The organism is Streptomyces sp. NPDC043738 (assembly GCF_056436545.1).
Window position 1 is genome coordinate 407259 of sequence record NZ_JBWKCJ010000003.1, and the last position, 11318, is coordinate 418576.

General features: G+C 68.8%; 13 protein-coding genes. 7 read left to right on the top strand and 6 right to left on the bottom strand.

Annotated elements, in window-relative coordinates; all coding sequences use genetic code 11:
• Window positions 1–241 precede the first annotated feature (241 nt).
• Window positions 242–1843 carry an ABC-F family ATP-binding cassette domain-containing protein gene (locus tag AC0680_RS07320; protein ID WP_478625691.1) on the top strand — a complete coding sequence of 534 codons (1602 nt, stop codon included), beginning with the start codon at window positions 242–244 and terminating at the stop codon, window positions 1841–1843.
• 33 nt (window positions 1844–1876) lie between these two features.
• Here AC0680_RS07320 and AC0680_RS07325 read toward each other — a convergent pair whose 3' ends face one another.
• The 3 genes from AC0680_RS07325 to AC0680_RS07335 all read right to left on the bottom strand — a co-directional run bounded on the left by AC0680_RS07325 (window position 1877) and on the right by AC0680_RS07335 (window position 3910).
• Window positions 1877–2656, bottom strand: coding sequence for a class I SAM-dependent methyltransferase (locus AC0680_RS07325; protein ID WP_478625693.1), 780 nt, complete (start codon window positions 2654–2656; stop codon window positions 1877–1879).
• Window positions 2653–3156, bottom strand: coding sequence for a GNAT family N-acetyltransferase (locus tag AC0680_RS07330; protein ID WP_478625695.1), 504 nt, complete (start codon window positions 3154–3156; stop codon window positions 2653–2655). The genes AC0680_RS07325 and AC0680_RS07330 overlap by 4 nt, the downstream gene beginning before the upstream one ends.
• A gap of 262 nt (window positions 3157–3418) precedes the next feature.
• Window positions 3419–3910, bottom strand: a complete 492-nt coding sequence (locus AC0680_RS07335; protein ID WP_478625696.1) for a LysM peptidoglycan-binding domain-containing protein — start codon at window positions 3908–3910, stop codon at window positions 3419–3421.
• Between the two features lie 398 nt (window positions 3911–4308).
• On the opposite strand from AC0680_RS07335, the gene AC0680_RS07340 reads away from it, so the two are divergent.
• Window positions 4309–4845: a hypothetical protein gene (locus AC0680_RS07340; protein ID WP_478625698.1), complete on the top strand. Its 537-nt coding sequence runs from the start codon at window positions 4309–4311 to the stop codon at window positions 4843–4845.
• A gap of 155 nt (window positions 4846–5000) precedes the next feature.
• Window positions 5001–5483: a hypothetical protein gene (locus AC0680_RS07345; RefSeq protein ID WP_478625699.1), complete on the top strand. Its 483-nt coding sequence runs from the start codon at window positions 5001–5003 to the stop codon at window positions 5481–5483.
• A gap of 202 nt (window positions 5484–5685) precedes the next feature.
• Here AC0680_RS07345 and AC0680_RS07350 read toward each other — a convergent pair whose 3' ends face one another.
• On the bottom strand, window positions 5686–6141 hold the full coding sequence (locus AC0680_RS07350; protein ID WP_478625700.1) for an Lrp/AsnC family transcriptional regulator: 456 nt from the start codon (window positions 6139–6141) through the stop codon (window positions 5686–5688).
• Between the two features lie 112 nt (window positions 6142–6253).
• Here AC0680_RS07350 and AC0680_RS07355 point away from each other — a divergent pair, with 112 nt between their 5' ends.
• The 3 genes from AC0680_RS07355 to AC0680_RS07365 all read left to right on the top strand — a co-directional run bounded on the left by AC0680_RS07355 (window position 6254) and on the right by AC0680_RS07365 (window position 8781).
• Window positions 6254–6727 (top strand): LysE family translocator, encoded by a 474-nt coding sequence (locus tag AC0680_RS07355; protein WP_478625702.1) that lies wholly within the window; start codon window positions 6254–6256, stop codon window positions 6725–6727.
• Between the two features lie 31 nt (window positions 6728–6758).
• Window positions 6759–7238: a PaaI family thioesterase gene (locus tag AC0680_RS07360; RefSeq protein WP_478625703.1), complete on the top strand. Its 480-nt coding sequence runs from the start codon at window positions 6759–6761 to the stop codon at window positions 7236–7238.
• Between the two features lie 310 nt (window positions 7239–7548).
• Window positions 7549–8781: a hypothetical protein gene (locus AC0680_RS07365; RefSeq protein ID WP_478625705.1), complete on the top strand. Its 1233-nt coding sequence runs from the start codon at window positions 7549–7551 to the stop codon at window positions 8779–8781.
• An 832-nt stretch (window positions 8782–9613) separates the two neighbouring features.
• On the opposite strand, the gene AC0680_RS07370 is transcribed toward AC0680_RS07365, so the two are convergent.
• Window positions 9614–10009: a hypothetical protein gene (locus AC0680_RS07370; protein WP_478625707.1), complete on the bottom strand. Its 396-nt coding sequence runs from the start codon at window positions 10007–10009 to the stop codon at window positions 9614–9616.
• 241 nt (window positions 10010–10250) lie between these two features.
• On the opposite strand from AC0680_RS07370, the gene AC0680_RS07375 reads away from it, so the two are divergent.
• The gene (locus AC0680_RS07375; protein WP_478625708.1) at window positions 10251–10781 is read left to right on the top strand and encodes a hypothetical protein; all 531 of its coding nucleotides are present in this window, start codon (window positions 10251–10253) and stop codon (window positions 10779–10781) included.
• A 197-nt stretch (window positions 10782–10978) separates the two neighbouring features.
• Here the strand turns inward: AC0680_RS07375 and AC0680_RS07380 are convergent.
• On the bottom strand, window positions 10979–11318 hold a 340-nt coding region (locus AC0680_RS07380), incomplete at its 5' end, for a transposase (protein ID WP_478625709.1).

Genomic DNA, 11318 nt, shown 5'->3' on the forward strand with positions numbered 1-11318 from the left:
GCGCAGAAAATCGGCTGCGTCCGCCACCCGCCCCCGCTACCCTCCCCACCATGTCTACGCCCCGGATCTCTTAGCTCGGAAACTCGCTTCCACGCCACCGGTGTGTCCGCACCCAGGCGTGTCACGCGTAGCCGCGGGCGCGCAGCCGCACCCGGCGCGTGCCGGCCGAGGCCTCCGCACGCACAGCGGCAGCTGCCCTCCGAGTTCTCAGACCTCCCTCTCTCCTTCCGGAGCGTTTTCCGTGATCACCGTGCGCGGTGTCGACGTACGCGTCGGCGCCCGACTCCTGCTGTCCGACCTCTCCTTCCACATCGCCCCCGGCGACCGCATCGGCCTCGTGGGCCGCAACGGCGCGGGCAAGACCACCCTGCTGCACACGCTGACCGGCCGGCACCGCCCGGCCGCCGGGGACATCACCCGCACCGGCTCCCTCGGGCACCTCGCGCAGGACTCCCGTACCGCCGACCCCGACACCACCGTCACCGACCGCATCCTCTCCGCACGCGGCCTGGACCGTGCCGTACGAGCGCTGCGGGCCGCCGAGGACGCGATGGCCCGGGCCGGCGACGCGTCCCAGGAGCGGGGGGCGATGGCCGCGTACGTCCGCGCCGAGGCCGACTTCCAGGCAGGCGGCGGCTATGCGGCACAGGCCGAGGCGGCCCGGATCGCCGCCGGTGTGGGGCTGCCGCCACGGGTCATGGACCAGCCGGTCGGCACCCTCTCCGGCGGTCAGCGCCGCCGCGTCGAGCTGGCCCGGATCCTGGCCGCCGACCACGACACCCTGCTCCTCGACGAGCCCACCAATCATCTCGACGCCGATTCGATCGCCTGGCTGCGCGCCTTCCTGACGTCGTATCGGGGCGGCCTGGTGGTCATCAGCCATGACACCGACCTGCTGGCCGGGATCGTCAACCGGGTCCTCCACCTCGACCCCACACGCGCCACGATCGACGTCCACAACACCACCTGGCATGCCTACCTCACCCAGCGCGCGGCCGACGAACGACGCCGTACCCGCGAGCGGGCCAACGCGGAGCGCAAGGCCGCGGCACTGCGCACCCAGGCCGACAAGATGCGCTCCCACGTCTCCACGGCCGTCGCCGCGAAGAACATGGCGCGACGCGCGGACCGGCTGCTGGCGGACCTGGAACCGGCCCGGCGTACGGAGAAGACCGCCCGGATCCGGCTGCCGGAGCCCGCGCCGTGCGGCCGTACGCCGCTGGGCGCCATCAGCCTGACCAAGGCGTACGGCGGGCACCGGGTGCTCGGCGGGGTGGACCTGGCCGTCGACCGGGGCAGCCGGCTGGTCGTGCTCGGCCTCAACGGCGCGGGCAAGACCACCCTGCTGCGCATCCTCGCCGGGCAGGAGACCCCCGACAGCGGCCGGGTCGTCCCCGGCCACGGTCTGCGCCTGGGCTACTTCGCCCAGGAACACGACACCCTCGACCCGGCGTCCAGCATCCGGCAGAACCTGGCCGCCGCCGCGCCCCACCTCACCGACGGCGAGGCACGCCGCGTCCTGGGCTCGTTCCTCTTCACCGGCGACGACGCCGACAAGCCCGCCCGGGTGCTCTCCGGCGGCGAGAAGACCCGGCTGGCGCTGGCCGGCCTGGTCCACTCCGGCGCGAACGTGCTGCTCCTGGACGAGCCCACCAACAACCTCGATCCCGCCTCCCGGAACGAGGTGCTGGCGGCGGTCGACGGCTATCCGGGCGCCATCGTGATGGTCACCCACGACCCCGGCGCCGTCGAGGCCCTCCGCCCGGACCGGGTGCTGATCCTGCCCGACGGCACCGAGGACCTGTGGAGCGCGGAGCACGGGGAGTTGATCGGGCTCTCGTGAGCGGCGGGCGGGCCCCGCGTGCGGAGGACGGGCTCACCCCGTCCTCCGCACCGCCTTGCGCGCCTCGATCAGGAACCGTGTCGTATGCGCCACGAACGGCCCCTCACCGCGGATCAGCTCATCCAGCTCCCGCAGCCGCTCCCGGTAGGCGCCGACGGTGAACCCGGGGACCATCCACACCACCTTCCGCAGGAAGTAGACCACCGCACCGATGTCGTGGAACTCCGTCCGCAGCGACTCCGCGCGCAGATCCACCACCTCCAGGCCGGCCTCCTCCGCCGCCCGGCGCGCGTCCTCAGGATGCCGGGCCCGCCGTACGTCCGCCGGCTGCGGCCCCAGGAAGTACTCGACCAGCTCGAACACGCTGGCCGGGCCCACCTGTTGGGAGAAGTACGTGCCACCCGGCCGCAGCACCCGGGCGATCTCCGACCACCACACGGTCACCGGGTGACGGCTCGTCACAAGATCGAAGGCCGCATCGCCGAACGGCAGCGGCGGCTCGTCCGCATCGGCCACCACGACCGCCCCGCGCGGATGCAGCAGCGCCGTGGCCTTCGCGATGTTCGGCGGCCAGGACTCCGTGGCGACCATCAGCGGCGGCAGCTCGGCCACCCCGGCGAGCACCTCCCCGCCGCCGGTCTGGATGTCCAACGCCGCCGACGCCCGCGCCAACCGCTCGCCCATCGCCCGCTGATACCCCCACGAGGGCCGCTCCTCCGTGGCGCGCCCCTCCAGCCACGAGAAGTCCCAGCCCTCGACCGATACCGCCGCGGCCTCGGCCACCAGCTCCTCGAACGACCGCGACTCGCTCACGCGCCCTCCCCCACCACGAAGGTCAGCGCCGGGCGGTCCCACATCACCGCCGGCGGATTCGCCCGCACCGTTCCGCTCGGCCGGGCGCCGACGCTGCGGTAGAAGCCCTCGGCGGGCGGATGCGACACGACCCGTACGCGGTCGATCCCGGCGCGCCGCGCCTCGCCCCGCATGTGCTCGACCAGTCGACGCCCTATGCCGTATCCCTGCGCCTGATCGTCCACAAACATCAAATCGAGCTCCGGCGGCTCCACGATGAGCGAATAGAACCCGAGAACCCGCTCCCCGGCCAGCTCCCCCTTGGTCGCCCCCGCACCGCCGCCGTCACTCCCGGGAACGCCCTCCCGCACGGCGACGAACACCCGGTGCGCCTCGATGTAGTCCGGCCCCACCCGATATCCCTCGACCATCGCGGAATACCGTCCTTCATAAGCCCCCGAACTCCGCACGAGCCGGGTGAGCCGCCGGGCATCCCGCCGCTCGGCGCGCCGGATCACCACACGACGGTCCTCTTCCACTGCCCCCGCCCTACGAAAACCCACGGCGACCACTACCTGCTTTCCACCGATCCCCGAAGACGGCCAGGGCGGAAATTACCGATCCCCCATTCCCGCACCATCTCCTCGTCCCCCCACGATACCGACCGGGCAAACCGACAACAGCTCGCCCGCCGCCCCATCGCCTCCCCGCCCCACAATCGACTCCCCGCCGCGCACAGGCGTTGCGCGGCGGGGAGGTCGACGGTTCCTTCGGTCGGATCCTTCAGTCGGAGCCCCACTCCTCAGGCGACGGGCTCGGAACGCGGAGGCGGTCCCAGGACGTCCGCCCCGGAATGCCGTCCGCGTCGGCTCCTGTGAAGCCCAATGTCTGCTGCCAGAGGGAGTAGGCCTGCCGGTGCTTCTCGTTCCACCGGGGCCCGGGACCACTGAACCCGTAGGGGGTGCCGCAGTCTTCTTCGACGAGGCGCAGCCCCATGTTCAGGATGATGGGACTCTCCGTAGGAGGCAGGCTCGTGAAGAAGTCCTTGCCCGGGAACGGAACCAGGCCCGGAGCCGTCGGCGCAGGCGCTCCTCCCCCAGACGCCGCCTTCCGGACGATGAGCCGCTGGCCCACCTTGATTATGTTGGGGTTCGGAATGTTGTTCCAGATCTGAAGCTGCTTCACGGTGGTTTTGTAGTGAGCGGCAATAGCGCCGAGCGTATCGCCCTCAACGACGGTGTAGATCGTGTCTCGCGTTGTCTGTTGAGTTCCCATGCCTCTCACGCTAGAAGCGTTCCCGCGTCCCCGCACGTTCTGACGGACACCGCAACCGACCAGCCACCCCACGAATTCGCCGACCTGCATTTTAACCTCCACCCACCGCCCTCGCAGCCCAGCAACTCGAATTCACTTAACCCCCCATCAATTAACCAATCAATCAACGAATCAACCAACCCCGCCGACCAAGCCACTGCCCATCCGATGGACCATTCGACGGCGGTTCCGTTCCCCAGTTCCGCCCCACCACCCGCGCGCAAATACGGCTCGCCGTCGGCGCCATACGACGTGCGAGCAGCCCAAGCCCCCGATTGCGGAACACCGGGGGACAACTCGGCCCTCCCGCAGGGCTGTTGCCACGGGGAATGTCAGTGCGAACGGCTACGGTCGGGTCCATGAGTAGGTGGAACTGGAGCGCCAAGGACATCCGCGAAGCACGCGAGTTGGACGTGCTGCGGTCGGAGAACGATGTGCTGCCCCTGTGGCTGCGTGAGCAGCAGTCCCGATTCTCGGCCTGGGTGCACGAGGTCGGTGGCCTGTGGGACTTCACCCCCGAGTCGCTGGATCGACTGGAGGCGGCGGTGCGGGAGAGGTTCACCTCGCTGGAGGAGTTCCGGGAGCAGGAGGACGAGGCGTTCCTGCAGGTGGCCGCCTGGTACCTCGGCGAGGTCCACAACCACCACCGGGGGACGCAGTGGCAGGTGCACCCCGACGGGAAGGGCCGCTTCCGATGGAAGTGGTACCCCTTCGTCATCCCCCCGTGGGATCGACTGGACGACTACGAGGACGAGGACGGCATCGAGTACGACGCACGCCCCATAGTCGACCCGCTCAGCAGCCTGCGCGCGGTGCTGCTGGAGCCGTACGAGCGGCCGTTCCCGGGCCAGACGCTGCGCAGCGAACTGGACGGCTACGAGCCGAAGACGGCTTGACGGGCGCGGCGCCGCGGCCTGCAACCAGGTGGCCGACGACACGGCGGCGGCGCACCGCCCTCGGAATTGCCTGACATGATCATGACTGGATAGCCTTATCGCACCTTAATGCGCAAATGGCAGCATTAGCGACAGCGACCGCGGGGGTACACCTGATGCCACGTCAGTTCAAGCGATTCGCCACCATATTGGCAACCCTCTCCCTGGCCGCGGGAGGGGCCGTCTTCACCGGACCCCAGGCCCAGGCCACCGAGCGTTGCACCGGACACTGGACGGAGGAGTTCGATACGCCCGGCGAGAACATCGACGTCGAGTACGAAATCTGCGTCGACAAGGTCGGCGGAAAGTACTTCGCGCAGGGTTACGGCCGGGTCACGGACGGAGGCGGCCAGCGCAAGGTCGACTCCTTCTGGATCCACGTGACCCTCTGGAAGGGCTCCAGCAACACTGAGGCCACACGGGGATCCTGTGACATGACAGCACGGATCAACGCCAGGGAAGAAGCAAACATCAACTGCGCCAGCCCGAGCACCTCCAAGCGGGGCACCTACAGCGCCTCCGGCATCCTCTACATCGACATCGACAACGACGGCCGGGGCGGCGAAAGGTACTTCCTCGGGCGCACGCGCGCTCTGTAACCCTGCCGCGACTCCGGGCCACCCTCTCCACAGAGGGGCCCGCACTCGTCCCAAGGGGTGCCCGGCCGAAGCCGACCATCGGCCGGGCACCCCTTCCCCGCACCGTCGACAGCAGCCGGCAGATCGGTCCACGGCAGCTCCATGACGACCAGGTCCATGACCGTGCCTGCTTCTCCGGCTCCCTCTTCGGCTACTCCTTCAGCTACTCCTCCGGCAACGGCCGGTCGTCGATCACGTTCTTCATCACGAGGGTGGAGGTCAGGCGCTGGACACCGGGCAGCCTCGCGAGCTGCTGGTCGTAGAGCTGCTGGAAGGCGGGCAGGTCTGCGGTGGCGACCCGCAGGAGGTAGTCGGGCTCGCCGAAGAGGCGCTGGGCCTGGATGACGTGCGCGATGGCGGTCACGGCCTCCTCGAAGGCGGTGACCGTGTCGGGGTCCTCCCGGCGCAGGGTGGCGAAGACCAGGGCTTCGAAGTTCAGGCCGACGGCGGCCGGGTCGACGACGGCGCGATAGCCGCGGATCGCGCCCTGGCGTTCGAGGTCCCGCACGCGGCGGTGGCAGGGCGAGACGCTCAGCCGCACGCGACCAGCCAGCTCGGTGACCGTCAGACGGCCGTCCAACTGCAGCTCGGTAAGAATCTTCCGGTCAAGCGCATCCATGGACAAAATTCTCCCCCACCTCCCCCGATCACGAGGCAAGAACGCAAACATCTCCGCCCGAATCGCACCTAATCTTCCCTCGCGAAGCAAGGCGTGCGAGAGGGAACGACCGATGGATACGACGACCGTGGCGGCTTTCCTGGCAGTGGATCTGCTGGCCGGCTCGGCCACCGTTCTCACCGCGCTGACCGTCGCCGGAGCCGCCTACCTGGTGTGGCTGGGCTGGGGCGTGCTGCGCCGGCCGGCCGTCCTGGGCGCATCCACGCAGGCCATGGCCTCCTCGCGCGGGCAGATCATGCTCAAGGGCGCCGGGATCAGCGGCCTCAACCCCAAGGCGCTGCTGTTGTACTTCTCGCTGTTCCCGCAGTTCATCGACCCCGCCGGAGACTGGCCCACCGCCGCGCAGACCGGGCTGCTGGGCACGCTCCACATGACGGCCTGCGCCCTGGTCTACCTCGCCGTCGGCGTCCTCGCCCGCACCGTTTTGAAGACCAGGCCCTCGGCGGCCCGGGCCGTCACCCGCGTCTCCGGTGCCATGATGATCGCCATCGGCGGGTTGCTGCTGGTGGAACGCCTGGCCGGCTGACGAACCCGCCGCACCCCGTTCACCGACCGTGATGTCCGACGAAGGAGAGCGCGTGACAGACCCGACGCGGCAGGAACAGGCGAGCCCCGAGGTGCGAGAGCGCATCCAGGACAGCTTCGACCGCCAGGGGCTGATGGCTCACCTCGGTGCGCGGATATCCCACATGGCACCGGGCCGCGTGCACATCGTGCTCCCGGCCCGCCCCGAAGTGACCCAGCAGCACGGCTACTTCCACGCCGGCGCCACCAGCGCGATCGCGGACAGCGCCGGCGGCTACGCCGCCTACACGCTGTTCCCCGAGGACAGCGACGTCCTCACCGTCGAATACAAGATCAACCTGCTCGCGCCCGCCGTCGGCGCACACCTCGAGGCGATCGGAACCGTCCTGAAGTCCGGACGCACCCTGACCGTCTGCCAGTTGGAGGTATACGGCGTCCAGGCCGACGGCGAACGAAAGCTCGTCGCCAACGGCCAGCAGACGCTGATCCGGGTGAACAAGCCCGCAGGGTGAGTTCGTGGCGTGAGCCCGCACGTGGAGCCCGGATCGTAACCGTCCCGCGGCCAACCGCTCCGCGCGCCGTCCGGTCTGGTCATGCATGAAGGACTTACGAGGGGATCTACGGCGGCGACGGGCAGTCGCATCCGGGACGGCCGCCCTGCTGGTCGCGCTCGGCGGGGCAGCGGCTTCCTGCGCCGAGCAGCCGGACCAAGGCCCGGAGAAGCAGTCCGGCGCAGCGGGAAACCAGTCCAAAGCGCCGGGGAAGCAGTCCGGAGCAGCGGGGAAGCGGTCCAACCGGCCGGAACTGAAGTTCCGGTACGCGATGAACACCTACTATCTTCCCCGGTCCACCGAGGCGGACTCCGACAACCGGCCCACCGAGTATCTGATCCGCCTGGCGGCGAACAAACCGCCCTCGGGCGGGGACCCGCTGATCGTCAAGAACGTCAAGGTGACGTTCGACCTGTCCGCCCTGAAGGGCACGGCAACGATCGACTGGGTGAACAAGGGGTACGGGTGCAAGCGCTCGGGTGACTCCATGACCTGTGCTCCGGGGGACGTCAAACAGGGCGAGGGCGCGGAATTCTCACCGTTCGCCATCAAGGCGCAACCGGGAGCGGCAAAGGGGCCGGCGGGCCGCCTGAAGATCACTGCGACCAGCGCCAACGCTCCCGCCGTCCGTCACACCACCCAACTGGTCGTCGGAGCTCCCGTGCTGACCGCCCGCCAGGACAAGCCGCGGACCGAGGTGAAGCCGGGCTCCGAGCTGAGGCTGACGCCGGCCTTCGGCAACAGGGGGGACACCGATGTCGACGACGACCTCGTCATCGTGGTGGAAGCGGAGAAGGCGACGCTGCGCGAGCGGTACGGCAACTGCCGTTACGACAAGCCGACCTCGCCCACGAAAGCGGTGTGCGAGTTCTCCGGTCCGCTGCCGGTCGGGAGAGCGTACGAGACCGATGGGCCGGCCACGGCCGTGGCCGGCAAGTCGGCGCTCCACGGACGGATCTCCTACGCCGTGTACCGGGCCCACGACGTGCTGTCCCCCGCCGAACTGCTGCCCGGCTCGGCCCCACGGGGCACCGGCGCACCGCTCGGGCTCCGCCCCGTAGACGGCAGTGGCAGCGATTTCGCCACGTCCGCGCACTGGAAGGCCGAAATGGCCAACGACGTACTCGAGTTCTCCACCACCCAAGTCCACGATCCACGGGCTCCCGAGGTCACCATCAAGGGCAAGGTGGGCCAGGTGGTCGAGGTCGAGGTGCTGGACGCGGACGGCTACCAGGGTGCCACGCGGCTGACCCTGCCCGAAGGCATCAGCCTGGAGGGGCATCGCGAGGGGGAGCCCAGTGAGCTCCTCTTCTGCGGATACCTCGAGGGCGGGAACGGACCGGTGGAGTGCCCCGCACCCCGGATGACCACGCCGGTGCTGCGGGTCCGCATCGACAAGCGGGTCGAGGACGCCCGAGGAACGATCTCCGTGGTGGAATCCGATCCGCAGGACCCGGACCAGGAGAACAACACCGCGCCGATCAACGTGGAGTACCTCGACTGACGAAGTGGAGCAACTCTTAATTGGGGGACAGGTGGGGATAGGTGGGGGGAGGTCGGCGATAGGTGGAGGATGGGTGGGGGAGGCCACGCCTCAGATCTCCCGGGAGGGACACCCCTTCCCGGACGCCCGTTCTCCTTCTCCAGTGAACAGGCGCCCGTCATCCGTCGAACTCCGGATTGCCGATCGCTGATTGCTGACTGCTGACTGCTGACTGCTGACTGCCGATCGCTGATCGCTGATCGCCGGATTTTGCCGATTCCTCAGGGCGTGTGCGGGGCAGGGCCGGGGGTGCTCGGGGTATGCGTGGTGGTACCCGGCCCCATTCCCGTAGTGCCTTCCCCGGCCGGCGGTGTGTGCCGCGGAGTCTCGCCGTGGTTCGTCGGCGGCGGCTTACTCGGCGCGGAAGGTGGCGGCGCTACGTACCTGCCCCTCTCGCCGCACTTGGCTTCGGTCTTACCGTCCGCGTATCCGCGGCTCCAATTTGCTTCGTATCTGGCCAGCACAACTCCCTTGAGATCGGGTGGTGCGGGGTGGCGCCGGTCACCACACAGTTTTCCGACGTAATACCCGTCGTTGTAGCCGTAACCACGTTCGTCTTGCGACGGGGCCATGGCCAAATTCCCCGGGGCCGGCGCAGCCGAGGCCTGAGCAGCTACGGCCGGCGGTAGTACGAGGGCCCCGAAGAACACCGGGGCAAGCAGCGTGAGACAACGCTTGCGGCGCATAGTTTCCTCCTCTCAACCAGGAGAGCGGAAACCCTCAGCACAGCAACGCCACCACGTACGGGCAGGTCTCACTACCTGCGCACGAGAGACCTCACGCCCGGCCTTGCTCAACCGTGGGGACAGGTGACGTCAGGACCGTATTTGTGCTGCGGCATCCAGAAGTTTATGGCGCCCTTGCAGTTGAACTTTGCAGGAGCGGGGTGGGCATGCGGCCGCGTCTTACGGCATTTTTCCTTGTCGCATATGAATCCGGGATTGCTGGGCGCGCCGGGCTTAACCCAGCGACCACTCCCGTCCCAACTGCGATCCTTGCCGCTCTTGCCGCCCGAGTCATTTCCGCCCGGTGTGTCATGGGGTGTGACCGGGCTCGCGGGCTGGCTATGAGTCGGGGGCGGCGGCGGGTCGGCGGCGAATACAGGGGTGGCTCCACCGAAAACGGTGACCGCCGAAAAGGCTGTGAGCGCGGCGATTCTGCCGAACCGCTGCGAGAGGGCCATGGCCATACGCCCTCACCTCGATTGATTCATCCGAGTGACTGTGCGATTTCGGCCGGTAACGACCAATTCCCCCGTTTCCCGCACAGCCATGCTACGCCTGCCCCCAAGGATCGCGCCGACGCCGGTACGCGCGGCCGGCGACGCCCGCCCAGACGGCCAACTCCCGCGCAGCGAACGGGTTTTGCCCCACAGCCCACCCGCACCATCACAGGGCGCGTTGTCAGTGGCGCCTGGCATGGTGGCAGGCATGAGCGATGAGCCGCGGGGCCGGAGCGCCTATGTCCTTGAGAAGACCTACCGCGGGCAGGTCGACTGGAGTCTGTTCTTCGTCTACGCCCAGCGCGAGCACATCCGCGCGCTGCTGCAGGACATGTACTTCGACACTCCGGATCCCGATGAGCGCCAGGGCTGGATAGATGTGCATTTCGAAGGTGAGAGCGCCGATCTGTGGCTGATCGAGAACGGCCGGCGCACCGGCCACATCGATCTGCGCCGGTTCATCCGCGACGCGGACGAGGAGGGCGGGACCGAGCGCGAGGTGGCCATCGACTGGGCGGGCTTCGAGGAGACGGTTCCGGCCGTACTGGAGGGCGTGCCGCTCCGGCACGGCCAGGAGCTCCACCTCGTCGACGCGGCAGGGGACTTCCAGGACACGGACGCCGAGCTGCCGTACCTCTATCCGCGTCATCCCGTGCGGTACGGCATGCAGCTGTCGGCCGACGACGGACTCTCCGACGAGCCCTACGCCTACTTCACCGACCCTGATCCGGCACCGTGACTTCCGGGCCAGGGAAGTCGGCAGGATCCCGAAGATCAACGAATACCGCCGCCGGGCGCCCGATGCCCAGGGGCGTCTTCCCGGCAGGTGATGTCCCGTACGCAACTCGCATGAACATCGGATCCCCTCGGCGGCGATCAACGCCCTTCCCCTGGTGAAGATCCCTGAATTCGGATCTGACCGTAGTTCCGTGAAGCTCATGGCTGGGTGAGGATGCGGGTCCGGAGGAGTTCGAACGAGGCCCGGCCGTACATTGCTCTCTTGAGCGTTTTGATCCTGTTGACGTGGCCTTCGACGACGCCTGAGCTCCAGGCGTGGGTGAGGCCGGCGGTGACGGCGTCGAGGTCGCGGCGGAGGAAGCCGGCGAACCCGCTCATTGGTCTCGGGGCGTCCTGCTCGGCCTGGCGGATCCATTCGAGCAGGAGTTGTCCGCGTTGGTGGCGGACGAGGTCGGCGAAGGCTCGCGCGAGGTCGCATGCGCGGGCGATGTCTGGGCAGGCGAGGCGGACTTCGAGCAGTCGTTCCTCCTGGCTTTCG